We start from the raw sequence: 26619 nt of genomic DNA, 5'->3' as shown, positions 1-26619 counted from the left end.
TATCAATAAAAAGAGATTAATGTATTTCGCCTTATTTAATAATGATTTTTATCAGTAATTGTTTTTAAATAATCCTTCATAAAACAAAAACTCCAATGGGCATTGGAGTTTCTTATCTATTTTCTTCTTAAGTCCAGATCTTCAAAATCAAAACTAAAATCCGTCACATCCGAAATAGGTTTCATTGTTGCCGACCGAGCTTTCCCATTCTCATCATAACTGAAAACAAGATAAACATCCGCATCATAACTCCGGTCATCCCATTTCACAATAAAACTGTTATAAGAATAAGGAAGAAGCTCTCCTTTTAATCTTGGAGAATTAGCACACGAAATTCTGTATGTCTCCCCCTTTCTACTAATTTCAACATCTCCAAACCATTGATCATTATACGTCCCCGTAAACTGTTCCGGATCAGGCTGTAAGTTTTTATTTTTCCTGAAAGAATCTGATTTTGCGAACGCCTCTTTCTTCTGTTTTTCAAATTTCGTATTTGCCACCGTGATTCTTTCAGCATAGGTTTTCAACCAGTTTCTATCTTCAATTCCTAAATAAGAGTCCTTTATTGTATTCGTAATCGTATTAAATGCCGCTCCCGATTGCTGGTTGGTTAATACCACAACTCCTAGACTTATATCCGGAATTAATGTAAACTGAGTTACCGTTCCTATTAAACCTCCGGTATGCTGTATTTGTTTATGTCCTTTTACATCGCTTAAGAACCATCCCAAGCCATATCCATAGAAACTTGTATCATACGGATTTTTAGCTGTTACTACAGCAGGAATCTGTAAACTCCATAACTGCTGAGCCTGTTTATCTGAAACCAGTTTTTCTCCTTCTGTTGTGGTGAAATTATTTAAAAGAAACTGAGCCCAGGTCGTCATATCCTCTATATTACTCATAATCCCGCCCGCTGCATTGGCAGTTTCATTCCAGTCATGAGGGACTGCTACTACTTTACCATCTACTGGAGCATGTGCATCTATTTTATTATTTACTCCCTTTCCCCTACTATAACTCCCAAAACTGGAATTCATTCCGACAGGCTTCATAATTCTCTGCTCTATAAACTCAGCCCAGCTTAAGCCTGAAACTCTATGAATAATTTCTCCTGCTACAATAAACATAATATTATTATATTCCAAGTTTGTTCTGAAAGAATGTTCAGGTTTCAAATAGCGAACATTATGTACAATATCATTTACAGTAAGATTTCCTCCTTCAGGAAAAAACATCAGATCTCCCTGCCCAAGGCCTAATCCTGTCCGGTGAGTAACCAGATCTTTAATGGTAATATTCTGAGAGACATAAGGATCATACATCTGAAACTCCGGAAGATATTGGGAAACTTTATCGTTCCAGTCCAGTTTCCCCTCATCAGCTAAAACAGCCAACGCAGTACAGGTGAAACCTTTTGAATTAGAAGCAATACCTACAAGTGTTTTCTCATCCATAGGAGATTTTGTAGTTAAGGATCGTGTACCAAATCCTTTTGCATAAACCAGTTTACCATCTTTTACAATACCCACTGACATTCCGGGAACATCAAAGTTTTTTAATGTCTTTTGAATTAATTCATCCAATTTTTTCTCTTCAATCTGTGCATTGAATAATCCGACGGATAAAAAGAAAAGAAGAAAAGAAAGTTTCTGCTTCATTACTATTTAGTTTTCTCAAAGGTAATAAAATAAGTAATTTTGGGACTCAAAAAGATTTTAGTAATGACAAAAATCCTTCTTCTCTCTGACTCTCATTCTTATATTGATGACAGAATTTTAGACTATGCCCGGCAGGCGGATGAAATCTGGCATGGAGGTGATTTCGGAAGCATGGAAGTTATTGAGCAGCTTGAAAAGATAAAAACTTTAAAAGGAGTATACGGAAATATAGATAATGCTAAAATCCGGGCTGAATTTCCGGAAGTGAACCGCTTTTTCTGTGAAGAAGTGGAAGTATTAATGATCCATATCGGTGGATATCCCGGGAGATATTCCCCTTTAGCCAAAGAAGAAATTAATCAGAAAGCACCTCAGCTATTTATCTCAGGTCATTCTCATATCTTGAAGGCTATGTTTGATAAAAAGAATAATCTTCTTCACCTTAATCCGGGAGCCTGCGGAAAACAAGGATGGCATAAAATGAGAACCATGATGCGATTTACGATTGATAAGAAAGAGATAAAAGATCTTGAAATTATTGAATTGGGACCAAAATAGACTTAAATTTGTAAACATTCTTAAATAGGATAAAAGCGAATAAATGAAAATTGGCGACCAGGTTTCTGTAATTGATGATGATTTAAGCGGAATCATTACTTCCGTGAAAGGAAATATCATAACATTTAAGGACGAACATGGATTTACTCATCAGTATCCTCAAGAACGGCTTGTTCCTAAAAACCCTTCCATTTATGAAAACGTAGAAATAAAACAAAAACAGGAACACCGGAAAATAATTTCAAAAAAGCATCAGAAAAATCCCATGATCCTGGATCTGCATTTTAATAACCTTGTTAAAAACCCTAATGATTATGATAGTTTTGAAAGACTATTCATTCAAAAGGAAAAACTGATACAAGTATTGGAATTTTGCAGAAAGAATCATTTAAAAAGATTGGAAATTATTCATGGCATTGGTGACGGCACTTTGCAGAAAATGGTATGGGACGTCCTGGAAAGCCAGACTAATCTGGATTTTTACAATAAAGAAATCCTTCATCATCAATCGGGTGCGGTAATGGTAGAATTTCATTAAATTTGCAATTATTCGAATATGAACGTACTTAATTTACTTTTTACCAAAGACGGATTGATCTGTCAGATAGCCCGAAACAAAAAGATTTTGGAAGAAAAATCTTATTTTGTAACAGAGGAATCTCCAGAGGGATTCATTATAAATAAACTGGATGAAATTTTAATCAAGCAAAGATTTGATGAAGTACATATTATTTCTGCCCTAAATCATTTTACCCTGATGCCTGAAGGATTTGAAAACCACGAATCGGGATATGACCTGATTGCTTTCAATGCTCCGGTAGATAAGGATAGTGAAGAACTTATGCTTTCGGTGAATAAAAAATTCAAGGTGCAGTTTTATTATACCTTTCCAAAAGATTTCTATAAGAAAATAAAAGAGCTGGCAATTCCTGCCTATTTTAATTTTTCCGGGGAAAAGTTCTTAAATTCTATACACAATAAAGGGCGCAAAGAAATCCATATCAATCTTTATCACAATCAATGTGAATTCTTTGCCATCGATAATCATGAGATTATTTTATACAATAATCTAGATGTAAATTCAGAAGTGGATTTTCTGTATTTCATTATGTTTACTTTGAGCAAAATCGGTTTTGGAATCAATGAAACCAACTTTTTCGCTTATGGTGAGACCACGGAAAACGAAACTTTTATTTCCGAACTGCAGAAGTTCGTCAAAAATCTGAAGATTGTATTTGATAATCTTCCTAATAAGAACTTCATTTTAAATTAAAAGGAAGTTGATATACTTAAAACTCAAACTTTACTAAGAATGTACAGAATAATCTCAGGAAAATGGAAAGCCAAAAAAATAGCCGCTCCGAAAAACTTTGATGTAAGACCTACTACGGATTTTGCAAAAGAAGCTTTGTTCAGTATTCTGGAAAATAAATATGATATGCAGTCTATTTCCGTATTGGATTTATTTGCCGGAATAGGCTCCATTTCTCTGGAATTTGCATCAAGGGGATGTCAGGATATCACATCCGTAGAAATGAATCCGAAGCATACGGCATTTATTAATTCAACAGCTTCAGAATTGGACATGGCATTACAGATCAATGTTCAGAGAGGAGATGTTTTTGACTGGCTGAAAAAATTCAGAAATAAAAAATCATTTGAAATAGTTTTTTCAGATGCTCCTTTTGAAACGGAAGAGAAGAAATATCACGAAATGATCTCCCTGGTTCTTAATAACAAATATCTAAAAGAAAACGGAGTATTGATAGTGGAGCATCAGAGCCGTCTGAAACTGGAACATCCTAATTTACAAGACACCAGAAAATATGGCAACGTGAGTTTCAGCTTCTTTGCACCGAACACTACCGAGGAAACAGAAGAACTATAAAATAAAAAAGACTCAGAAATGAGTCTTTTTATTTATAATACTTTTAATTCCAGATCAATACTTTTCCCAAAGAACTTTTTGGATATTTTCTCAAAGTTTTTCGTCAGGTCCGAAAGATAGAAATGATAGCTGGGCTTAGGATTACATTCATTCAGAAGGTGATACTTATCCAGAATAATCTTTAGATGATTCGCTACAATATTAGGAGAATCAATTACCCGTACTCTATTTCCGTAATATTGTTTGATCTCATCTATTAATAATGGATAGTGGGTACATCCTAAAATTAAAGTTTCAATATTTTTCAGTTTGCTATTGCTTAAATAATTATAAATAATAGCATGTGTGATAGGATGATTTTTAAAACCTTCTTCAATAGCAGGAACCAATAAAGGTGTTGCAAGCTCATCTACCTTTATAAACTTATTATGTTTACGGATACTTTTTTTATATAATCCTGAGTTTACAGTAGCTTTAGTTGCAATAACTCCTATATTATTATGAATTTCATAAGCTACTTTTTCCGCTACAGGATTAATAACATCAATTACAGGAACTCTTCCCGCCACTGACTCTATTACTTCATTCAATGCATTGGCCGTTGCTGTATTACAGGCAATCACAATAGCTTTACAGTTCTGCTCCAGCAGAAAATTGGTGATTTTCGTAGAATACTCAATAATAGCCTCTTTTGATTTATCTCCATAAGGCAAATGCTTCGTATCTCCGAAGTAAATTAAATCTTCATTAGGCAAGAGTCTTTTTATTTCCTTAGCGTTCGTTAAACCTCCTACACCACTGTCGAAAATACCAATAGGCTGTTTGGGTGAAAGGTGTGAATAATCTGGTTTTTTATTTTTCAAAAGGACTGAAATTTTGTACAAAAATACGAAGATTTTTAGATTTTCATATTCTATTTTAAACTTTACTTTCTCAATATACAGCCATGAAGACTTAATTAATTACTTCAGTCCAAATAGTAAATAATTATCCTTTTGTTACCACCATTTATTCATCCACAATCTTGAAATTTCTTTTGCCTTTTCAAAATTGTCGGGCACAATAATAAGTTGATTTGAATGGTCACTATACTGTACAAGAATATTGACATTATCATCTGCCAGTTGTCTGCAAAACATTCCCAGTTGTCCCGGCATATCTTGTCGGAGTTTTTGAATAATTACATCATTGATTTTTGAAACTTTTATACCAACTTCTGCTAATATTTCTACAGCTCTTTCCGCTTCTGAGACTAAAAAATGAGCTATTGCCTTGTCCCCATTCCCAAACACACCTCCTCCCTCAATGCTAATTTTATTTTCCCCAAGAGTTTCTCCCATTAAAGCCAATTGCCCTTCTCTGTTTTTTAAAATAATTTCCAGATCTTTCATTTAAATATCTTTTTGATTTTGAATTATCTTACTATCCTGCGGAGCCTGCTCTCTTTCTGTCATTCCATAGTCTCTGATCACCGTGGCTACTCTCAATTTATAATTATTAAAAACAGCTTCCCTTCCTTCTATCTGGGCCTGCCTGTGAAGTCTCATATTACGCCATTTTTCGATACTTTCTTCATCTTCCCAGAACGAAAGGGATAAAACTTTATCGGGATTACTTACACTTTGAAATCTTTCAATTGACATAAATCCTTTTATTTTACCTAATTCTGGCTTTAATGCAGCTGCTAAATCAAGGTATACATCCCATTTTCCCATTGCTGGGTACGCTTCAAAAATTACGACTATCATATTATTTAATTTGTGGAGATAAAATTATTGTATTTATTACCTTTACATTTCATTTAAGAATGAAGTATGGATGCTATAGATCAATTTTCAAAAATTACTGCTTTGATTGGTGAGCCCTCAAGAGCGAAAATATTGTGGTCATTACTTGATGGAAAAGCCTATACTGCAAGTGAATTGGCTGCTTTCGCTAATATTTCGACCACCTCTGCAAGCAATCACCTTTCCAAATTATTGGCTTCCGAAATTTTAAAGGTTGAAGTTCAAGGCCGCCATCGTTACTATAATTTTTCACACGCTGATGTTGCTTACGCCGTTGAAGCACTAGCGCAATTATCAAAAGTAAGTTCACCGGTAAAAACTGACAATATAAAACCTGCAGGTATAAAATATTGCAGAACTTGCTATGATCACTTAGCTGGTTATGTAGGATGCCAGATTGTGGATATAATGGAAAGCAAAGGATATCTGGAAAAAGAAGAAAAACAATATAGGGTCACTACAAGAGGATGGGACTGGTTACAGCAGCTGGATATTAAACAAAGTGATTATAAAGACATTCGTCGCCCATTAACAAGATATTGTCTGGATTGGTCAGAACGCCGTCCGCATTTAGCAGGTAAACTTGGTGCTGATTTATTAGAAAAAATGATTTTTAAAAATTGGTTCAGGAAAGTTCAATTTTCAAGAGAGCTGATTATTACGACAAAAGGCACTCAGGAAATTTATAAGTTACTGGGTATATCATTATAGTAATAAAAAGCTCACTTATACAATAAACAGGTCAGAAGCAATCCCATCCGCCAAAAACCAATGCTTCTCAGGAATTTTAAGATGATCTTTATCTATTTCCAGGATGCCTTCTTCCATCTTAGGCCGAATTTCAGCCACAATTCTTTCATAAATCTCTTTAGAAAATTTTTCCCTCAAATCTTTCATGTCAACACCCCAAATAGTCCTTAATCCGATCATAATCATTTCATTAAACTGATCTTGTTCGGAAAGAACTTCTGTTTCATGAGCCGACACATTAGCATTCAGCTTCTTTATATACTGCTGGTTATTGGCTACATTCCAGCTTCTCTTCTCAAATCCATTGTAAGAGTGGGCAGAAGGGCCTATCCCCAGATACTCTTTATACTTCCAATAAGCAGAATTATGCCTAGAGTAAAATCCCGGTTTAGCAAAATTGGAAATCTCATAATGGTCAAATCCATGATCTTTCAGAAAGTCTGACATATAATAAAATTCCCGATTCTGTTCCTCTTCTTTAGGTGTACTTACCTTTCCTTTTGCAATCCAGTTGTTTAAAGCTGTCCTGGGCTCTACAGTGAGTGCATAAGAAGAAATATGAGGGACTTCTAGGGCAATCGTTTTATTTAAATTCTCTTTCCATATTTCCATATTGGAAGTGGGCGAACCGTAGATCAGATCAATGCTTAAATTTTCAAAACCAAAATCCTGAGCTCTCTTAATAGAGCCTTCTGCTTCTGAAGCATTATGAGCTCTGTTCATCAGTTTTAAATCTTCATCAAAAAAACTCTGGGTTCCAATGGATAAACGATTGACCGGAGAATGAGATAGCTCTTTTAAAAAGCTCTTATCGAGATCATCCGGATTCGCTTCCAGAGTAATTTCAATATCCTTTTCAAAACTGAAATATTTCAATACCTCATCGATAAGCTGATTGATTTCCCCAGCGTTCAGAATAGAAGGCGTACCTCCTCCGAGATATAAAGATTGTAACATTTTATTTTGCAGTTCCGATTTCCGATGCCCGATCTCCTTCTTTATGGCAGCCAGCATTTCATCTTTGAAATCTAAAGATGTTGAAAAATGAAAATTACAATAACTGCACTTTTGCTTACAGAATGGAATGTGAATATAAATCATAAAAAAAGCCCTGAAAAAATCAGAGCTCAAATTTATTTAATTTAAATCATATTAATATCTAAATCCTCTACGATTAATAAAGTTATCAAAATTATATCCCATAGAGATCATGAAACTGTTTCCGCCATAATCCTGAATATCAGATAACCCAAGGTTATAAGTAGCACCAATCATAAATTTATTAAATTTAACTTTTATAATCGGGGAGATACTCAACTGCTGATTATCAAATCTGTTCTGAACTGCTCTATAGCTCACCCCTGCAGAGAATGAATTAAAATCATTAAAGAAAGTAGCTACCAAGTTGTAATCAACCATTCTTGTTGAGTTGGTATTCAAGTTCACCAATACGGAAGGAGTTACGAACATATTGTCTGCAAAATGCCAGTCATACCCTAAATTTAAAAAGAACTTAATAGGAGAAGGCTCATAGTTATTAACAATAGATTCGTCATTACTTAAAGCAATATCATTAACCGATACACCCCCGAAGAGATTTCTGTACGTTGCAGCCAAACCGAAATTAGCATACACCATAAAGATATTACTTTCATTACCTTGTAGTAATGGATCGTATCCGTCTTCTGTATTAATTTTTGAATAATCAAAATTCATATTGTAGAAGTTCACACTTGTACCAAAAGAAAACTGATCTTTTCTTTCCCCTTCACTACTTAGAGGAATAAAGTAAGAAGCTCCCGCTGTAATACCACCTGCCGAAATAGGACCGTTACTGTCTCTGAAAACAGAAATACCTGCACCTACTCTATCGAAAATATTAGCATTAATTCCTATAGACTGTACATTTGGGGACTCGCTAAACTTTGAAAATTGTTGTTGATAATTGAGATTAAGCTGTACATCATCGGTTTTTCCGGATTGCGCCGGATTGAACAGGAAATCACCATCCAAAAGATATTGCTGATAATATGGTAGTGATTCTTGTGCTTTGTATGCATTTGACAAAAGAGCCAAACACACGATAGCATATAGTTTTCTCATAACAAATCTTGATTTCAATTCAACAAATATAAAAAAATTCTCAATATATTTTTAGTTTTCTAAATAATTTCTCCATTTTTTTACGGCATCCGCCATATCTTGAGGCATTGGGCTCTCAAAATATAATTCCTCCTTTGTAGTGGGATGCACAAATCCTAAGGTATGGGCATGTAGGGCATGTCTTGGTAAAATTTCAAAAACATTTTTTATAAACTGCTTATACTTAGGCAGATTAACTCCTCTCAACGCTATATGTCCTTCATATCTTTCATCATTAAACAGTGTATGACCAATATGTTTAAAATGCGCTCTGATCTGATGGGTTCTTCCTGTTTCCAGTTTGCATTCCACCCATGTCATATATTTAAACCTTTCCAACACTTTATAATGCGTTACAGCATGTTTTCCCTGGCTTCCGTCTTCATATACGGACATCTGCATTCTGTTTTTAGGATGCCTTCCTATATGACCTCTTATAGTTCCTTCATCATCCTGTACATTTCCCCAAACAAAAGCCCAATAAAGCCTTTTGGTCGTCCGTTCAAAAAACTGCTTAGCTAAAAAGCTTAGCGCATATTCGTTCTTCGCAATAACAAGTAATCCCGAAGTATCTTTATCTATCCTATGAACAAGGCCCACTCTATCCAAATCCGACTTCTGTCCATTCTTTTCAAAGTGAAAAGCCAAGGCATTGACTAATGTGCCATCCCAATTTCCAAATCCCGGATGCACAACCATTCCGGCCTCTTTATCTACAACGACAAGATCATCATCTTCGTATACTATATTAATAGGAATATCCTGAGGAATAATGACATTCTCTCTAGGCGGGTGAGTTAATAAGACCGATATCTGGTCTCCGGGTTTAACACGGTAATTCTGTTTTACAGGACTGCCATTGACAATAACATTCCCCGCTCTGCACGTCTGGGAAATTTTATTTCTGGAAGAATTCTGTCTGTAAATCAACAGAAACTTATCTATTCTCAAAGGTTCCTGCTTACTGTCAACCGTTATATTAAGATGTTCGTATAAGCCTTTGTTTTCCTCATCAATATCGATAGTTTCGGAATTCAATAATTCTTCATCTAAAAAATCTTCGTTATCTTCTGTCATTACCGTATTATATTTTTTACATAAAAGGCTTCAACATTATATAAAGTTGAAGCCTTTTATTTTTATTGTATAAGAGTTTACTCTACAACTACTTTTTTAGCTTTCGGCTTCTGAGCCGGCTGTGTGGTAGTTGTTGTTTTATTACTTCCTGTATTGGAACTGCCGCCTGTAGCAGCAGGTTTATTACTTACAGCAGAAGCTTTGGGTTTAGTTTCTGTCTTAGGCTTTTCCGCAGCAGCAGTTGCCGGTTTCGTCTCGGTTTTCACGGGCTCTTTGGGAGCTTCCTTTTTAGGAGCTGCCGGAGCTGGTACCGGTGCAGACTCGTAAACAGGTTCATTATAAGTCGGTACTTCGTCATAATGTACCGGAGGAAGAGAAGAATCTACTTTCATACGGTATATAGAATTCAGCTGTTCTATTTTAGCGCTTAACTCTGCTGGTGTTCTCTTACTTGCCCAAAGATCCATCTGCATTCCCTGATCTCTCACATCTCCTGAAGCCGGATCCTGATAATAAATAATATCGGATTCATCCTTTCCACCGTCTTCGTGCTCCACCAATCCAACTTCAAACATGCTTCTTGCAATTACTGCTCTGGCCTCCTTCACGGTTAATCCTACCACATTCGGAATAGAGATATTCCTCATAGGCCCTGAACCGATTACCACATCTACAATCGAGAATCTCGGTAATTTGGTTCTTGGTTTTACAGCATTACCTTTATATATGATTCTTAATACTGCATCTTTTTGAATACTCGGCTCAAAAATAGTATCCCCTACTTTTAATCCTACCTGATCCAGTCTTTGGAAAGCCAGTCCTGCATATTTATTAATCACATCCGGAACTTCCACTTTCGCCCAAGTTCTGGGATTTACTTTAAGCTGAATAGCTCTTCCGTCTTTTACACGGGATCCTGGTGAAGGATATACCTGAAGAACCTGGAAAGGTCTGTATTTCGGATCATATTTAAAACTGTCCACTTCATATTCCAGTCCTGCATCATCCAATATTTTTATAGCATCATATACTGACTTATTAACTACGTTAGGAACCGGGATCTCCTGCCCATGATTAGTATGATATTCCAGCCAACGAAATGTCAGCCATACCAACCCCACAAAAACTGCGATCGCCAGTACTAAATTTACTAAAACTTTCCAATTGAAAAGTGATTTAAGCATACTTTAAATTACTTGAATTACATGGCAAATATAATTAATAATTTTAGAATGTAGTTTGATATTGATGAGTTTTCGGTTTTCAGTTTAAAAATTATCAATTTCACTTACTGCATTATATAAAATGATTAAATTTGCGTGAATTGATATCTGTAATTATGAGCAAAAAACATGTTGCCGTAGTAATGGGAGGCTATTCTGACGAATATGTTGTTTCATTGAAAAGCGGTCAATTAATTTACGATTCCCTGGATAGGGATGTTTATAATGTATACAAAGTCGTTATTCTTAAAGATGAATGGTATTTTTTAGATGAGAATGAACAAAAACATACCATCAATAGAGGTGACTTTTCCATTGAATTAGCAAACAATGAAAAGTTAAATTTCGATGTATGCTTTAATATTATCCACGGAACACCCGGTGAAAACGGAATCCTGCAGGCCTATTGGGATGCCATAGGACAAGCTTATACCGGATGTGATTTCTACCAGAGTGCTTTGACATTTAATAAAAAAGATACATTAGCCGTATTATCAAAATATGGAATCCCTTCTGCGAAAAGTATTTACTTAAGAAAGGGAGAAAGTATTAATGAAGATGAGATTATCAGCCAACTTGGGCTTCCTGTTTTTGTAAAACCCAATCAGTCAGGCTCTTCCCTTGGAATTTCCAAAGTAAAAGAAAAATCAGAATTAAAAGCAGCCACAGAAATAGCATTTAAGGAAGATAACGAAATCCTTATTGAAAGCTTTTTAAACGGAATGGAAGTTTCCGTAGGTGTTATCGATTATAAAGGAGAAACTATTGTTCTGGGAATTACAGAAATTGTTCCTCAAAATGAATTCTTTGATTATGAAGCCAAATATGAAGGAGCCTCAGAAGAGATCACTCCTGCAAGGATCGATGACGAAACAAGAATCAGAGTGGAAGAAATAGCAAAAAAAGCTTACAATTCTCTTGGAATGAGTGGTTTTTCCCGCAGTGAATACATATTAATGGATGGAATCCCTTATATGTTGGAAATGAATACCAATCCTGGATTCTCTCCTGCAAGCATACTACCTCAACAGGCAAAAATCTATGGTATATCTATAAAAGACCTGTGCGGAAACGAAGTTGAAAAAGCACTAGCCAAAAAAAAGAAGTAACTATGAGAATTGCTGTTTTTCCGGGATCTTTCGATCCCATCACTTTAGGACATTATGATATTATAGAAAGAGCGGCACCTCTTTTTGATAAACTCATTATCGCCATCGGGCAAAATTCCCAGAAAAAATATATGTTTCCTCTGGAAAAAAGAATGGAATTCATTAAAAACTCCTTAGCGGAATTCCCTAATGTAGAAGTTGATTATTTTGAAGGGTTAACCGTTGATTATTGCTTTAACAAAAACGCTCAGTACATCATCAGAGGATTAAGAAACCCGGCGGATTTTGAATTTGAAAAAGCAATAGCCCATACCAACAGGACTTTGGCTCATAAAAAACTGGAAACAGTTTTTTTATTGACTTCATCAGGAAAATCTTTTATAAGCAGCAGTATTGTAAGAGAAATCATTACCCATGGAGGTGAGTATGAACTTCTCGTTCCTGAATCCGTAAGAGTAGAATTAGCAAAAAAATAATTTAGGTAAGATAAATGGTAGAATATTTGCCTGTAAGAAAAATCATTAACATACCCATTTATCATTCATACATATAATGCACGAACAATTCAATTTCGCCATAGAAATATTAGGAACCATTTCCTTTTCCATGTCAGGAAGTTTTGCTGCTATGCAAAAACGTCTTGATCCTTTTGGTGTACTTATTATTGCTTTTATAACTTCTGTGGGAGGAGGAACCGTAAGGGATTTATTATTGGATGTTCCTGTTTTCTGGATGCACGATTTGCTTATGTGCGGATTGATCCTGCTAACCAGTATCTTCTCAATGATCTTTAAATCTATTGAAAAAAACTTTAAAGTAACCTTATTCATTTTCGACAGCTTCGGACTAGGGCTGTTTACCATTATCGGGATTCAAAAAGGATTACATGTGGGTATCCATCCTCTTATCTGTATTGGATTAGGGACTATAACAGGGTGCTTCGGAGGAATCATCAGGGATATTTTACTCAATAGAATTCCTCTGATATTCAGGCAGGAAATTTATGCAACAGCATGTATTGTAGGCGGGTCGGCATTTTTATTAATGACCCATTATACTAATCTGTCCTATACTTTTGTACAAATATTCACTATACTGCTGATTGTTGCCATAAGGACCCTTGCCGTAAAATACCACTGGCAGATCCCAAGGTTTTATGGATATAATCAGAATAATGCTGAAATGTAACATACAAAAAGTCCTGTGGAGTTCCACAGGACTTTTTATTTTTATTTTTAAAAGAATTTTCCTCTTTGTCTCATGTTTGGATTATGCATATGCTTTTGCATAGAAGGCATTTTCAGCTGATCTTTCATCATCTTGATCTGATCCGTCATCATCCCCGCACTGTCTAGCCTTTTAGCTTCTTCCAGTAATTTTTGACCTTCCTGTCTTCTTCCTTTAGAAATAGCTACTGCTGCAAGATTTAGAGTAGCCATTGCCCTGTCATGTTTCATATTCAATCCATATTCCAGAGCTTTTTTCATCAGCGGCTCTACTTTAGCAGGATTATCCTGAGCTAGCGTTAACCCCTGTAAATAATGGTAATATCCATACTGAGATTTGTGAAGCTGACTTTTATAATCCGTAATATTATTCAAAAATTTAGATGCTTTTTCCATATTCTGTTTTCTTAACTGCCAGAATGCCAACAACATATTTTCGTTTTTAAAGAAAAGGAAAATAGGAATAGCTGCCAAAAGGAAAATTACAATCCCCCATCCAAGGCTTCTTGTAAAGAACATCATATAGCCTCCTCCAATAATAAGAAGTGCCGCAACTACAAGTTTTATGTATTTATTCATTATTAAAATTTAGAAGTGCAAAGATAAAAATTACAAATCAGATTTAAAGCTTTCTTTCAAATGTTTGAAAACAAAAATCATAAGGATTTTTCTCATCCTTCTCATGGCAAACCTCATTCACCTTTACCCAAGTCTTCTCATCAATTTTAGGAAAGAATGTATCTGCCTCAAGATTCGCCTTTACAACAGTAACTTCCAGCCTGTCTACTAAGTCGATAGTCTGTTCATATATATTTCCGCCTCCGATCACAAAAACCTTTTCATCTATTTTTTTAGCAAATTTTAAAGCTTCCTTTATACTTCCTACGATCAGAATCCCTTCTTCAAACCAGTCTTTTTTTCTTGAAACAACAATATTAGTACGGTTAGGGAGAGGTTTCCCTATACTTTCATAGGTCTTTCTTCCCATAATAATGGGATGTCCTGAAGTAAGCTCTTTAAAATGTTTCAAATCCGTGGGAAGATGCCAAAGTAACCGGTTATTAGAACCAATTTCATTATTCTCTCCCATTGCCACCACAATTGTTGTCATCAAAATAAATTTTTACAAAATTAGCACATAATTTGTATATTTGAGTTAGCACAATAAAATTTAAAAAAGTAAACTATGAAAAATAAAGGATGTTTCAGTGCCGGAACCATTGGCATTGCCCTTGTCGTTATTGTCGTTATTATTTTCTTTTGGGGTAAAAGCGGATATAATAACTTTGTAGCTAAAGAACAGGATGTAGATGCAAAATGGTCTAATGTAGAGACTGTTTACCAGAAAAGAGCCAATCTGATTCCTAATCTGGAAAGAACCGTAAAATCTTACTCTAAATTTGAGCAGGAAACTTTAACCAAAGTTATCGAAGCCAGATCAAAAGCTACTTCTGTGACCATCGATCCTACAAATGTTACGGAACAGGATATGGCAAAATTCCAGGCTGCTCAGGGAGAATTATCAGGAGCTTTAAGCCGGTTAATGGCTGTTGTAGAACAATATCCTAACCTTAAAGCTGACCAGCAGTATATCAATTTCCAAAGAGAATATATCGCTATTGAAAACAGCATCAGAACTGAAACCGTTTATTACAATGATGCAGTTAAGGGGTACAACACCATGATCAAACAGTTCCCCAATAATATTTTGGCCAACTTTACTAATTTTAAAGAAAAGCCTTTATTCAAAGCTGATGCAGGCGCAAATAAGGCACCAGAAGTTTTCTCTGAATAATGAACAATCATTTTCTTACAGATCAACAGATGGCTTCCCTTGTGGAAGCCATTCAGTCAGCAGAAGAACATTCTACCGGAGAGATCAGAGTGCATATAGATTCTACGACTGAGGACCACAATGCGGAAACAGCATTTGAAGTTTTCAGAGAACTCTGTATGGGTAAAACAGCAGAAAGAAATGCAGTTCTTTTCCATGTTAATTTCGAAAAAAAATACCTTACCATTATTGGTGATGTAGGAATACATGAAAAAGTACATCAGTCTTACTGGGATCATTTGCACGATTATATTACTTCAGAATTTGCAAAAGGTAATTATTATAAAGCATTGAAAAGTGCCATTCTGGAAACAGGTCTAGAACTGAAAAAACATTTTCCTGTAACCGGGGAAAACAACAATGAACTTCCTAATGAGATTACATTCTCTTAAAATACCGTTTTTATTTTTATTTATCTGCTTTTACAACTTTGTATCAGCACAGTATACCATTCCTAAAAAACCTGCTGTTTTATATCCGGTGTATGATGAAGCAGGATTACTTTCACAACAGGAAAAAAGTGCTCTTAATGATAAACTCATCAAGTTTGCAGATTCTACTTCTACGCAAATTGAGGTGATCATTATTCCTTCCACAAAAGGACAGGACATTAATTTTCTGGCTACCATGTTTGGGCAGGAATGGGGAATTGGTCAAAAAGGTGTAGATAATGGAATCGTTTTCCTCATTGCCACAGAAGACAAAACCATTTCTATCCAGCAAGGTAGAGCCGTGGAGCAATATTTAACGGCATCTGTTGCGGGACAGATCATTGACTATATTGTGGCTCCGAACTTTAAGCAAGGCCTGTGGTATGAGGGAATTAACCGTGGAACTTCCTCTATTATGGAAGCCGTACAGGGGAAATTTAAGCCTATCAATGATCAATACAATGATTCCGGAAGCCTCAGTCTTTCTAAAACCATTCTAATTGCTTTTATCATTTTTATCATACTGATCATCTTATTCAGTAACAGAGGTGGCGGACATGGAAATGATGACGATGATGATGTTATTATTTCCCGCAGAGGACGCAGAAATTATCCGGGGGGATTCTTCCCCTTTCCTGGCAGCTTTGGAGGTGGATTTGGTGGAGGTTTCGGTGGCGGAAGCTCAGGAGGTGGATTTGGCGGATTCGGTGGCGGCGGAAGCTTTGGAGGTGGAGGAGCCTCAGGCGGATGGTAAAAATAAATACTAAAGAATATCTAATCGATCATAGAATAAATGGTCGATTATTTTTTATTTAAAAATACTAATTTCCGCTTTTTACTTATCCCATTTAATAAAATACACTCATTTCAATATTAATAAATTAATAAAAGAGGCATAATAATAGGATTTTTCCATTATTTTTCATTAAATTTACTAAAAACGGGTTATGAAAAAGACGCTGGTGATTTTTGCACACCCTTATCTTGAGCATTCCAATTCTAATGTAGAATTGATTAATTTCTATGTTCGACATCAGCATTTTACTCTCAGAGATCTCTATGAGGAGTATCCTGATTTTCACATTGCAGCATTCAGGGAAAGAAAACGCCTGAAAGATTATGATCGATTTATTTTTCAGTTTCCTATTATCTGGTTTGGAGTACCACCTCTTCTCCGTTTATGGATTGATGAAGTATTTGACCGGGATTGGCTGAAAGAAGATGAAGAAAACCCATTGGAAGGCAAGGAAGTTTATATCCTTGTTACCACCGGAGGAAAAGAGAGGTCCTTCAGCAAAACAGGAACTTATCGATATACCATTGAAGAGATCATAAGTGGTTTAATCGTCTGTCTGAATGTCTTTAAAGCCCGGATCAAGAATATCAAAATCGTTTACGAAGCCAACAAATTAACTAAAAAAGAAATCATAGTCCATAAAAAAGAATTTGTGGAACTTCTCAGTCAATAAAGCATATGGAGTCTACTTTAGCGATGAATACCCTGATCTTTTTAGGTGTTGCTATTATTATGGTACCACTGGCGAGAAAATTAGGTTTAAGTTCTGTTATAGGATATATTGCAGGAGGGATTCTTATTGGTCCCTATGTTCTTAAACTTACAGGAAAAGATGTTAATGATATCATGCATGCCAGTGAGTTTGGAGTTATTATGCTTTTATTTCTGGTAGGATTGGAGCTTGAACCCAGAAAATTTTGGGACATGCGAAAAAAAATTGTGGGATTGGGATTTACCCAAATGCTTCTTACGATTGCCTTACTGTTCATGATCTTTGTTACATTCGGTTGGAAAGTAGATAAAGCTATTGCCATAGCCATGTGTTTTGCCTTATCATCTACAGCCATTGTTCTCCAAACCCTGCAGGAAAAGAATAATTTAAAGACCACAGCAGGAGAAGCCTCTTTTGCCACACTACTGTTTCAGGATATCGCAGTCATTCCCATTCTGGCTCTTTTACCAATTATTGCTAATTATAAATCGAGACATCATGACAATGAAATACAGATCCTTATTCAGAAACTTCCTGAATGGTTACAGGCCGGAACTGTAATTTTAGGGGTTACTATTCTCATTTTATTGGGTAAATATGTTTTTGTTCCTTTTTTGAGATATGTTTCTAAATCTGGAATGACAGAGCTCCTTACTGCTTCCTCATTATTTCTCGTAATAGGAGTTTCAGAGCTAATGGTTGCGATTGGCTTATCGCCTGCATTAGGAGCTTTCTTAGCAGGTGTTATGCTTGCCAATAGTGAGTTTCAGCATGAACTGGAAGCCCAGATCGATCCTTTTAAAGGGCTATTACTCGCTGTTTTTTTTGTAAGTGTAGGCTCCACTCTGAATTTTAATATCATTCAAAGTGACCCGCTATTTATTTTCAGCACTGTTTTTGCAGTTTTAATAGTCAAATTCATAGTGCTGTATGCAATCGGAAAATTTTTCAGAATAGATACACCTCAAAGTTTGTTTTATGCTTTCGCCCTTTCTCAAGTGGGAGAATTTGCCTTTGTACTGATTAATTTTGCTTCTAATCTGTACCTTTTAAGCCCTGAACTCAATGCTCAGATGATGGCTGTGACTGCTATCACCATGTGTATTACACCATTCCTTCTCATTATTAATGACAAGTTCATTACTCCTAAATTTATCAAACAGAAGCCCGGTGAAGAAAAAAGTGACTTTAATATTCTTGATGATGAAATTCAGCAAAAGAAAATTATTATTGTAGGGTTCGGGCATTTCGGAAGTACAGTGGGGAGATTATTAAAAGCCAACAAAATTTCGGCAACAGTTCTTGACAGAGATTCTGACCGTGTAAAACTGTTGAGAAGCTACGGTTTTAAAGTTTATTATGGTGATGCAACCCGAATTCCGATTCTGCGGGCTGCAGGAATAGAAGATGCCGAAATACTGGTTCTTTGTCTTGATGATCCTGATGACAATAAATTTATTGCAGAAGTAGTCCGGGAACAATACCCTGATGTTAAAATATTTGTAAGAGCAAAAAGCAGAATTGATGCCTACGACTACCTCAATAATGGTATTGAAAATATATATCGTGAAACATTAGGGACCGCCGTAGACATGGCAGTAGATGTACTCCATGAAACTGGTATGAGAAAATACGCAGCAAGACGTCTGGGACAAAGATTCATGGCTATTGATAAAGCTTCAGTAAGAAAACTAGCTAAAATCCGTAAAGAAGATAATGATTTTGCTCTGTTTACAACTAAAGAGATCCTTCAAAGAGAAGAAGAACTCCTAGCCTATGATAATTTAAATTTTGATTCAAATAACTCGGATGATTCTTTAATTAATGAAGAAGAAAACGATAATTAATTCTTATAATTTCTATTTTCTGAAAAAAAACTTTAACAGGCTCATTTTTTTGATATAATAAATCAATTATTCTTCTATTATATCCCGCTCATGAAATGGTAATTTTGTAAAATCATTATACTAGACCATCAACTAGAATAATGCGGATTGTTCACAATCAGACCTTAAATATCACTGATAAAACAATTCTCAAATCTAAACCATTTAATGAAAAAATTATTCTTTACTCTATCCCTTTTTACTCTGGGGTTGGCAGATGCCCAACATCACTGGGGATATGAAGGCAGTGAATCTCCCGAGCATTGGGGAGAAACTGAAGGCAATGAAAAATGTAATAAAAGTAAGGCTCAGTCTCCGATCAACATTCCTACTTCAGCTGTAATAGCTAAGAAAGCGACAAAAATGGAATTCCATTATGATACCGGAGACGTAAAAGATATTATAGATAACGGGCACACTTTACAATTTGATTTTAATGAAGGAAATTATGTTACTCATAATAACAAAAAGTATTTTTTGCTTCAGTTCCATGCTCATGAAGAATCTGAACACACTGTAGACGGAATACGTTACCCTCTGGAATTACATTTTGTACATAAAGCCCTAGACGGATCCGTTCTTGTGATTGGAGTTATGGCTAAAGAAGGTTTGGAAAACTCCTATTTTGAAAAACTGAAAGTATTTAAAAACTTAGCTAAAAACGGAAAAGAAGATACCGATATTATCTTTAATCCTGAAAAAATGTTTCCTCATAACAAAGCCTATTATACCTATTCAGGATCTCTTACTACCCCACCATGCTCAGACAATGTAACATGGATTCTTTTCAAAACGCCAATTGAAATGACAGAGGATGAAATCAAGGACATAGCCAATCATCTTCCAAAGAGCAATAACAGACCTATTCAGCCTCTTAATGGCAGAGTGGTTTCAGGGACAAAATAAAAACCAAATAAAAATCGACTTTCAAAGAAAGTCGATTTTTTTATTTTAATTATTGAATGCTTATGCTTCCTCCACTACTCTCTTGTTTATGGATGGTAGTCACATCTCCTTTTTTGTTGACTTTAACACTTCCTCCTGAAGAAGCCTTAGCTTCTACCTTTGAAGTTGCGCTTATTACTATATTACTTCCACTCGATGCGTCTGCTTTTACATTATCGACCATAACCTCTTTTGCTGAAATAGTACTTCCTGATGAAGCGCTCAGATCTGCATTTTTAGATTTTCCGGATATAATAACACTTGCTGCGGAAGAAGCTTCAATATCTAAATCTACAGCCCATATTTTCCCTTCAAAACTACTGCTGCTGCTCACATTAATATCCAATTCATTGGCTTCAAGATGCCCGGATATACTTCCTGCACTTGAAACTTCAATATCGGTCTTTTCCTGCGTGAACTGATCTTTTACTTTGATTTTAGCGGCAGAACTGGCCTTTAGTTTAGTAAAGTCTTTAGCATATATCTTCGCTGTCACTCTGCTGCTATTCATTACCCTGATTCCCGGTTTATAATGAATATGTAGTTTTCCCCCCTCATTATCAATTAAAATTTCATTGATAATGTTTTCAGGAGCAGAAACAACAACTCTTTCTGTTTCTGATTTTATAACTTCCGCGTCTATTGCTTGGGAAACTTCAATTTCATCAAAATTTCCACTGTATTCTTTTTGACGTTCGGGGCCATTATCTTTATTGGTAACTTTTGATACCCAGTCACTTTTCTTGTCACTCCTTTCATGCTTCTCTTTGCATGAAGACAATAACACAAAGGCTGAAAAAATAAAAATGGTTGTAGATCTCATGTTTACTGCTTTTATACGTTAAGTTTTAATATCTTTATATTTTAATAACAACTAATTTATGAAAAATATTTCATCAGTATTATTAATTTCTGCCTTGGCATTTAACTACTCTTGTACAACAATGAAAACAAAAGATACTCAACAGGAAGTTCAGAATATTGATCCTTCTTTGTCGTCAAACCCCTTTATGAAGAAAAGCAAGCTTCAATATGAAGCGCCTGAGTTTGATAAAATAAAAAATGAACACTTTAAACCTGCATTCGATTTCGGACTGAAACAACATGATGCTGAAATAATAAAGATTGCCAATAATCCTGATGCTCCCAATTTTGAGAACACTATTGTTGCTTTAGAGAAAAGTGGTGAAGTATTAAAGAGAGCGGTTATTGTATTCTCAAACCTGACAAGTGCAGACACCAACCCTACTTTACAGGCACTGGATGAAGAATATGCTCCAATTTTCGCTGCTCATTCGGATAAGATGTTCCTGAATGATAATCTTTATAAAAGAATCAAAGCTATAAAAGAAGACAGACTTGATGCTGAAAGTAAAAAGCTTCTGCAGTATTATAAGCAAAATTTTGAAATTGCCGGTGCTAATTTATCTTCTACAGATAAAGAAAAGCTGAAACAGGTTAATCAGGAATTAGCGTCTCTTTCCACTCAATATTCTAATAAACTACTGGAAGCAAGAAAACAAGGCGGGGTTTTCTTCACTGATGCAAAAGAGCTTGACGGACTTAGCCCAGACGAAATTGCAGCGGCAGCTACCGATGCTAAAAATGCAGGACAGCCCGGCAAATATCTTTTAGCATTGCAGAACACTACTCAGCAGCCTGTTCTGCAAAATCTCAAAAACAGGGCTACAAGAGAAAAACTTTTCAAAGCGTCCTGGTTAAGAGCTGAAAAAGGTGATGGAAATGATACGAGGGAAACTATTGAAAAATTAGCAGCACTAAGATTAAAAAAAGCCCAGATCTTAGGAAAGAAAAGTTTTGCTGAATGGAAACTGCAGGATCAAATGGCAAAAACACCTGACGCTGCTATCAAACTTATGAACCAGATTGCCGCTCCAGCTGTAGAAACTGCAGGCCGTGAAGCAAAAGATATACAAGACTTAATTGATCAGCAGAAAGGCGGCTTCAAAGTTGAGCCATGGGACTGGAATTTCTATGCTGAACAGGTAAGAAAGGCTAAATATGATCTGGATGAAAATCAGATTAAACCTTATTTTGAGGTAACAACAGTTTTAGAAAAAGGGGTTTTCTATGCTGCTGAAAAGTTCTATGGAATCACATTTAAGAAAAGAAGCGACCTTCCGGTTTATCATCCTGATGTAGTAGCTTATGAAGTTTTTGATCATGATGGAAAATCTATTGCTATTTATTATCTTGATTTTTATACAAGAGATTCCAAAAGCGGCGGAGCATGGATGAGCAACTATGTAGAGCAATCTTATCTTCTGGGGACAAAACCCGTTATCGTAAACTGTTTTAATTATCAGAAACCAGCACCGGGAAAACCTTCTTTAATAAGCTATGATGATGTTTCCACGATGTTTCATGAGTTCGGACATTCTATCCATGGAATGTTTGCAAGCCAGAAATATCCATCTCTTTCCGGAACCAACGTTCCGAGAGACTTTGTAGAATTTCCGTCTCAGATTAATGAACACTGGGCTTTGGATCCGGTTATTCTGAAAAACTACGCTGTTCATTATGAAACTAAGCAGTCTATTCCTCAGGCTCTGGTAGATAAAATTAAAAAAGCTTCTACTTTCAATCAAGGGTATATGACAACAGAATTAGTTTCTGCAGCTGCATTGGATATGGATTGGCATACGGTGACCAATGAGAGTCAATTGATTCCTGTTTTAGATTTTGAGAAACAATCTTTAGCTAAACACGGTTTTACATTATCAACCGTCCCTCCAAGATATCATACTCCCTATTTCGCTCATATTTGGGGAGGTGGTTACTCTGCTGGATACTACGCCTACCTGTGGTCTGAAACACTGGATAATGATGCATGGGAATGGATCAAAAATAATGGCGGACTTACAAGGGAAAACGGTGACCGTTTCAGAAAACTGATTTTATCCGTAGGAAACTCTGTAGACCTCAACCAGGCATTCAGAGATTTTACAGGACACGACCCGGATATTAAACCTTTATTGAGAAACAGAGGATTTATAAAATAATTGGTCAATATAATATTGAAAAGAGAGGGAAATTTCCCTCTCTTTTTATGTAAGAGAATTAAAAATTTTTATGAGAAAGTAAAAGTCATTTTTATCCCAGCAAAATATTTCGTATATTTATCCTATGACAAATAAACTTAAATCGAACTTAGTTTAGTAAACGATCTGTATAAATTGTATAGATTGTCTCTTTAGTTTTGCTCTTGATTTCTTTTTGAGAGCTGTTATCATTTTAATTTTTTTAACCGTATACGATGACAAAAGCATTGTTGTGCTTCCATGTATACTTTATACCTTACAATAATGAGTAACGAAAATATTACAACTATTCATGAGTTTGATTTTAATTTAATTTGTGAGTTCTTTTTACATACAGAGCGTCAAGGACCAGGAAGTCCTGAGGTTACCCTAAAAGCATTAAGTTTTATAGATAATCTTACGGATCAATCCCTTATCGCAGACATTGGCTGCGGTACGGGAGGTCAGACTATAGTGCTGACCCAGAATGCTCCGGGACATATTACTGGATTTGATCTTTTCCCACCATTTATCGACCGGTTCAATGAGAACGCCCGTAAACTGAATCTTCAAGACCGAATGAAAGGAATTGTCCGTTCAATGGACAACTTCCCCTTTCAGAATGAAGAACTGGACCTGATCTGGTCGGAAGGAGCTATTTATAATATAGGTTTTGAACGGGGACTTACTGAGTGGCGAAAGTTTCTAAAGCCGGGAGGTTATATTGCGGTTACTGAAAGTTCATGGTTTACCGAAAAACGTCCGATAGAAATTGAGAATTATTGTATGCCTCATTTCCCTGAAATGAATACGATATCTAATAAAGTAGCCCAAATACAAAGAGCAGGATATATGCCGGTGGCTACCTTTATTCTCCCAACCAACTGTTGGACAGATCATTATTTCACTCCTCTAATTAAGGCTCAGGAAATATTTCTTGAAAAATATGCAGGTAATAAAGCAGCCGAAGACTTTATAGCTCTTCAACGCCTGGATGCAGAGATATACCACAAGTATAAAGAGTTCTATGGCTATGTATTTTACATTGCAAAAAAAATAGAATAATAATTATTTACTATTTGTCAAAGATAAGTCCCGGCTTTGCAAAAGAATTCGTATTTATCCAAAATAGAAAATAAATAAGTAAGAAGCATTCAAAAGAATGCTTCTTTTATTATATTGCCGGTCTCAATTAAAATAAAAGAAATGAATTGTCCATGCTGTTCAGGAAAATCTTACGAAGAATGTTGTAAACCTTATCATACCGGTGAGAAATATGCTCCTACCGCTGAAGCTTTAATGCGTTCCAGGTTTTCTGCTTTTGCTATTCCCAACGGAAAGTATTTAATGGAAACTACATTGCCAGGAAAACGTAAATATCATAATGAAAAAGATTTACAGGAATGGGGAGAGATTAATCAATGGACGCGGTTGGAAATCGTCAGAACACCGGCACTCAATCACGTGGAATTTAAAGCTTATTATACTGATGAAGAAGGAAATTCACAGATTCATCATGAGTTTTCTGTATTTCAGCAAATGCATGACCGCTGGTATTATGTTTCAGGAGAATTTTTAGATTAGATATAAATGATAAACGCTTATCAATGCAGTGGTTTATCATTTTTCTTTTTCTGTCTTAAAACGTACAAATAAAGACTTTCAACTTTAGTACGTGCCCAGGGTGTTTTTCTTAAAAATTTCAAGGAGGAACTGATACTCGGATTGTCAGTAAAACATCTGATATTAATCTGTTCTCCTAATTTTTCAAATCCCTGATAGTATTCTACCAATTCTTCAAGAATAGCATCCAGTCTTTTTCCGTGTAGAGGGTCTTTGAATTTAGGGTTCATTTTATTCTGATTTTTTCTTTTAGTTATCTTTTTCGGCAATATTCTCTGCCATTTTCTTAAAAGCTTTTTCTTTCATAATCAAAAGCTTATTAGATTTTCCATTCCAAATACTTATATATTTTTTCGAAACAACTATATAACTATCCCAATTGGTAAACTTATAACATTTAGGCACTTGGTTATCAATATAGGAAAAATAACCTCCTATATTCTCAATTTTATCATAGTTAACTCTGAATACATCTGTTCCATACCAACTTGCCATTTCACTTCTATATAATTCAATCCCCTCATCTTGTATCTCTTGTGCTATCTTTCCTAAGTCTTGGGCACTTATAAAATTCCCCCATATTATAAGAAGTAAAAAAAATAAGCTTTTCATAAAATCAGTTTCTCCAAAAATAAGGATTAATTAGAATTTTTCTTTGACATAGAACAAGATAAAATCACTTTTTGTAACTATCTCCTGAGGTGGTAGTAAATACTTTTCAAATAAAGAGATCAAAAGCCTAGAATCCCTTAATAAATTCATCCTGAAATGTCACTCAGTGTAATACTTATAAAAAATCTCCATTGAAATTCAATGGAGATTCTATTTTTCAGAAAAATTTTATTTAACAATCGGCAATACTTTATCACCAAATAATTCGATAGATTTCATCATAATATCATGAGACGGATCCCCCACATCCATATGTCCTATAAATCGTGTAATTCCGAAAATCTCTTTCATATAAGCAATTTTATCTGCTACTTCTTCCGGGCTTCCGATAAATAAAGCACCATCTTTACTTTTACCGCCATCATATTGCATTCTTGTGTAAGGAGACCATCCTCTTGTGGCCCCGATTCTGTCCATCTGAGATTTATAATTTTCGAAATAACCATCCACCACTTCTTTTTGATCACTTACAAAAGTGTGGGAATGGATAGCAATCTGCATTTGTGACATATCATGTCCTGCCTTTTCGTATTCCTGCTTATAGAACTCTATCAGATTTTTAAACTGGATAGGCATTCCTCCAATAATTGCTACTATTAAAGGTAATCCTAATTTTGCAGCTCTCAGCACTGATTGAGGAGTCCCACCCACTGCGATCCATATCGGAAGTTTCCCATTATTTTTTGCTCTTGGATAAACAGTCTGATCCTGCATAGGAGCACGTAATTGTCCGGACCAGGTTACATTTTCTTCGTTATTGATTTTTAATAACAGATCCAGTTTTTCTTCAAATAATTGTTCATAATCATTTAATGAATATCCGTAAAGAGGAAAAGATTCAATGAAGCTTCCACGCCCCACAAATATTTCTGCTCTTCCGTCAGAAATTAAATCTACGGTAGAGAAATCCTCATATACTTTTACTGGCTCAGCAGAACTTAATACGGTAACACCGCTTGCCAATTTAATATTCTTTGTTGTACTTGCTGCCGCCGCTAAAACAATTTCCGGTGAAGAAACTGCATAATCTGGACGGTGGTGTTCTCCCATAGCAAAAACATCCAATCCTACCTCATCCATTAACTTGATCTGCTCAAGAATTTCTTTAATTTTAACTCCGGCATCTCTAAACTTTCCTGTATTTTGATCGTAGGCTAAATCGCCAAACATTCCTATTCCTAATTCCATAACTGATTAATTTTAAACAAAAATACTACAACCATTTAAGTATTCCATTGATGAATGTTAAGATCGTAAT

31 protein-coding genes are annotated in these 26619 nt (G+C 35.5%); 17 read left to right on the top strand and 14 right to left on the bottom strand.

From position 1 onward, the window contains the following. Window positions 1-116: 116 nt before the first annotated feature. Window positions 117-1661 (bottom strand): serine hydrolase, encoded by a 1545-nt coding sequence (locus tag Q0A18_RS10355; RefSeq protein WP_292010073.1) that lies wholly within the window; start codon window positions 1659-1661, stop codon window positions 117-119. Window positions 1662-1724: 63 nt separating this feature from the next. Here Q0A18_RS10355 and Q0A18_RS10350 point away from each other — a divergent pair, with 63 nt between their 5' ends. The 4 genes from Q0A18_RS10350 to Q0A18_RS10335 are packed head-to-tail and all read left to right on the top strand — an operon-like array spanning window position 1725 to window position 4107. After that, window positions 1725-2219, top strand: coding sequence for a metallophosphoesterase family protein (locus Q0A18_RS10350; protein WP_292010072.1), 495 nt, complete (start codon window positions 1725-1727; stop codon window positions 2217-2219). A gap of 43 nt (window positions 2220-2262) precedes the next feature. Beyond that, window positions 2263-2757: a Smr/MutS family protein gene (locus Q0A18_RS10345; RefSeq protein WP_292010071.1), complete on the top strand. Its 495-nt coding sequence runs from the start codon at window positions 2263-2265 to the stop codon at window positions 2755-2757. 18 nt (window positions 2758-2775) lie between these two features. Continuing rightward, window positions 2776-3492, top strand: a complete 717-nt coding sequence (locus Q0A18_RS10340; protein WP_292010070.1) for a DUF3822 family protein — start codon at window positions 2776-2778, stop codon at window positions 3490-3492. Window positions 3493-3531: 39 nt separating this feature from the next. Further along, window positions 3532-4107: an RsmD family RNA methyltransferase gene (locus tag Q0A18_RS10335; RefSeq protein ID WP_292010069.1), complete on the top strand. Its 576-nt coding sequence runs from the start codon at window positions 3532-3534 to the stop codon at window positions 4105-4107. A 32-nt stretch (window positions 4108-4139) separates the two neighbouring features. Here the strand turns inward: Q0A18_RS10335 and murI are convergent, their stop codons facing one another. From murI to Q0A18_RS10320, 3 genes are all read right to left on the bottom strand, one after another. Next, a complete protein-coding gene (murI, locus tag Q0A18_RS10330; protein ID WP_292010068.1) occupies window positions 4140-4970 on the bottom strand; it encodes a glutamate racemase in 831 nt (276 codons plus the stop codon). A gap of 135 nt (window positions 4971-5105) precedes the next feature. Further along, entirely contained in the window at window positions 5106-5498 is a 393-nt protein-coding gene (locus Q0A18_RS10325; protein ID WP_292010067.1) for an amino acid-binding ACT domain-containing protein, read from the bottom strand. Beyond that, the gene (locus Q0A18_RS10320; protein WP_292010066.1) at window positions 5499-5855 is read right to left on the bottom strand and encodes an antibiotic biosynthesis monooxygenase; all 357 of its coding nucleotides are present in this window, start codon (window positions 5853-5855) and stop codon (window positions 5499-5501) included. 66 nt (window positions 5856-5921) lie between these two features. Here Q0A18_RS10320 and Q0A18_RS10315 point away from each other — a divergent pair, with 66 nt between their 5' ends. Next, window positions 5922-6605 carry a winged helix-turn-helix domain-containing protein gene (locus Q0A18_RS10315; RefSeq protein WP_292010065.1) on the top strand — a complete coding sequence of 228 codons (684 nt, stop codon included), beginning with the start codon at window positions 5922-5924 and terminating at the stop codon, window positions 6603-6605. Between the two features lie 15 nt (window positions 6606-6620). On the opposite strand, the gene hemW is transcribed toward Q0A18_RS10315, so the two are convergent. The 4 genes from hemW to Q0A18_RS10295 form a co-directional block, all read right to left on the bottom strand. After that, entirely contained in the window at window positions 6621-7745 is a 1125-nt protein-coding gene (gene hemW, locus Q0A18_RS10310; RefSeq protein ID WP_292010064.1) for a radical SAM family heme chaperone HemW, read from the bottom strand. Between the two features lie 51 nt (window positions 7746-7796). Next, window positions 7797-8747 carry a PorP/SprF family type IX secretion system membrane protein gene (locus Q0A18_RS10305; RefSeq protein ID WP_292010063.1) on the bottom strand — a complete coding sequence of 317 codons (951 nt, stop codon included), beginning with the start codon at window positions 8745-8747 and terminating at the stop codon, window positions 7797-7799. A 51-nt stretch (window positions 8748-8798) separates the two neighbouring features. Then, window positions 8799-9863, bottom strand: coding sequence for an RluA family pseudouridine synthase (locus Q0A18_RS10300; protein WP_292010062.1), 1065 nt, complete (start codon window positions 9861-9863; stop codon window positions 8799-8801). Window positions 9864-9940: 77 nt separating this feature from the next. Continuing rightward, a complete protein-coding gene (locus Q0A18_RS10295; RefSeq protein WP_292010061.1) occupies window positions 9941-11047 on the bottom strand; it encodes a PASTA domain-containing protein in 1107 nt (368 codons plus the stop codon). A gap of 155 nt (window positions 11048-11202) precedes the next feature. Here Q0A18_RS10295 and Q0A18_RS10290 point away from each other — a divergent pair, with 155 nt between their 5' ends. The 3 genes from Q0A18_RS10290 to Q0A18_RS10280 all read left to right on the top strand — a co-directional run bounded on the left by Q0A18_RS10290 (window position 11203) and on the right by Q0A18_RS10280 (window position 13383). Continuing rightward, window positions 11203-12195, top strand: coding sequence for a D-alanine--D-alanine ligase (locus tag Q0A18_RS10290; protein WP_292010060.1), 993 nt, complete (start codon window positions 11203-11205; stop codon window positions 12193-12195). Window positions 12196-12197: 2 nt separating this feature from the next. After that, window positions 12198-12671, top strand: coding sequence for a pantetheine-phosphate adenylyltransferase (coaD, locus tag Q0A18_RS10285; protein WP_292010059.1), 474 nt, complete (start codon window positions 12198-12200; stop codon window positions 12669-12671). A 76-nt stretch (window positions 12672-12747) separates the two neighbouring features. After that, window positions 12748-13383 carry a trimeric intracellular cation channel family protein gene (locus Q0A18_RS10280; RefSeq protein ID WP_292010058.1) on the top strand — a complete coding sequence of 212 codons (636 nt, stop codon included), beginning with the start codon at window positions 12748-12750 and terminating at the stop codon, window positions 13381-13383. A gap of 47 nt (window positions 13384-13430) precedes the next feature. Here the strand turns inward: Q0A18_RS10280 and Q0A18_RS10275 are convergent, their stop codons facing one another. Further along, the gene (locus Q0A18_RS10275; RefSeq protein ID WP_292010057.1) at window positions 13431-14000 is read right to left on the bottom strand and encodes a DUF2892 domain-containing protein; all 570 of its coding nucleotides are present in this window, start codon (window positions 13998-14000) and stop codon (window positions 13431-13433) included. Between the two features lie 43 nt (window positions 14001-14043). After that, entirely contained in the window at window positions 14044-14532 is a 489-nt protein-coding gene (locus Q0A18_RS10270) for a dihydrofolate reductase (RefSeq protein WP_292010056.1), read from the bottom strand. A 75-nt stretch (window positions 14533-14607) separates the two neighbouring features. On the opposite strand from Q0A18_RS10270, the gene Q0A18_RS10265 reads away from it, so the two are divergent. From Q0A18_RS10265 to Q0A18_RS10240, 6 genes are all read left to right on the top strand, one after another. Next, window positions 14608-15216: a LemA family protein gene (locus tag Q0A18_RS10265; protein ID WP_292010055.1), complete on the top strand. Its 609-nt coding sequence runs from the start codon at window positions 14608-14610 to the stop codon at window positions 15214-15216. Beyond that, window positions 15216-15647, top strand: a complete 432-nt coding sequence (locus Q0A18_RS10260) for a TPM domain-containing protein (RefSeq protein WP_292010054.1) — start codon at window positions 15216-15218, stop codon at window positions 15645-15647. Before Q0A18_RS10265 ends, Q0A18_RS10260 begins: the two co-directional genes overlap by 1 nt. Continuing rightward, window positions 15628-16440, top strand: a complete 813-nt coding sequence (locus tag Q0A18_RS10255) for a TPM domain-containing protein (RefSeq protein ID WP_292010053.1) — start codon at window positions 15628-15630, stop codon at window positions 16438-16440. The genes Q0A18_RS10260 and Q0A18_RS10255 overlap by 20 nt, the downstream gene beginning before the upstream one ends. Before the next feature lie 193 nt (window positions 16441-16633). After that, window positions 16634-17155: an NAD(P)H-dependent oxidoreductase gene (locus Q0A18_RS10250; RefSeq protein WP_292010052.1), complete on the top strand. Its 522-nt coding sequence runs from the start codon at window positions 16634-16636 to the stop codon at window positions 17153-17155. 5 nt (window positions 17156-17160) lie between these two features. Further along, complete coding sequence (locus Q0A18_RS10245; RefSeq protein WP_292010051.1) at window positions 17161-19041, top strand: monovalent cation:proton antiporter-2 (CPA2) family protein; 1881 nt, start codon at window positions 17161-17163, stop codon at window positions 19039-19041. A 207-nt stretch (window positions 19042-19248) separates the two neighbouring features. Beyond that, window positions 19249-19986, top strand: coding sequence for a carbonic anhydrase family protein (locus Q0A18_RS10240; protein WP_292010050.1), 738 nt, complete (start codon window positions 19249-19251; stop codon window positions 19984-19986). A 49-nt stretch (window positions 19987-20035) separates the two neighbouring features. Here Q0A18_RS10240 and Q0A18_RS10235 read toward each other — a convergent pair whose 3' ends face one another. Continuing rightward, a complete protein-coding gene (locus tag Q0A18_RS10235; protein ID WP_292010049.1) occupies window positions 20036-20848 on the bottom strand; it encodes a head GIN domain-containing protein in 813 nt (270 codons plus the stop codon). 58 nt (window positions 20849-20906) lie between these two features. Between Q0A18_RS10235 and Q0A18_RS10230 the strand changes: the two genes are divergently transcribed. From Q0A18_RS10230 to Q0A18_RS10220, 3 genes are all read left to right on the top strand, one after another. Then, window positions 20907-23048: a M3 family metallopeptidase gene (locus tag Q0A18_RS10230; protein WP_292010048.1), complete on the top strand. Its 2142-nt coding sequence runs from the start codon at window positions 20907-20909 to the stop codon at window positions 23046-23048. A 303-nt stretch (window positions 23049-23351) separates the two neighbouring features. Further along, window positions 23352-24131, top strand: coding sequence for a class I SAM-dependent methyltransferase (locus tag Q0A18_RS10225; protein WP_292010047.1), 780 nt, complete (start codon window positions 23352-23354; stop codon window positions 24129-24131). Window positions 24132-24272: 141 nt separating this feature from the next. After that, window positions 24273-24650, top strand: a complete 378-nt coding sequence (locus Q0A18_RS10220) for a YchJ family protein (protein WP_292010046.1) — start codon at window positions 24273-24275, stop codon at window positions 24648-24650. Between the two features lie 20 nt (window positions 24651-24670). Here the strand turns inward: Q0A18_RS10220 and Q0A18_RS10215 are convergent, their stop codons facing one another. The 3 genes from Q0A18_RS10215 to Q0A18_RS10205 form a co-directional block, all read right to left on the bottom strand. Beyond that, window positions 24671-24919, bottom strand: coding sequence for a VF530 family protein (locus Q0A18_RS10215; protein WP_292010045.1), 249 nt, complete (start codon window positions 24917-24919; stop codon window positions 24671-24673). 19 nt (window positions 24920-24938) lie between these two features. After that, window positions 24939-25301: a hypothetical protein gene (locus tag Q0A18_RS10210; RefSeq protein WP_292010044.1), complete on the bottom strand. Its 363-nt coding sequence runs from the start codon at window positions 25299-25301 to the stop codon at window positions 24939-24941. Window positions 25302-25529: 228 nt separating this feature from the next. Beyond that, entirely contained in the window at window positions 25530-26549 is a 1020-nt protein-coding gene (locus tag Q0A18_RS10205; protein WP_292010043.1) for an LLM class flavin-dependent oxidoreductase, read from the bottom strand. Window positions 26550-26619 lie beyond the last annotated feature (70 nt).

Source organism: Chryseobacterium sp. (assembly GCF_022712095.1).
Classification (GTDB): Bacteria; Bacteroidota; Bacteroidia; order Flavobacteriales; family Weeksellaceae; genus Chryseobacterium.
Note: the sequence above shows the minus strand (reverse complement) of the source record. Positions and strands in the feature narration are given on the sequence as shown.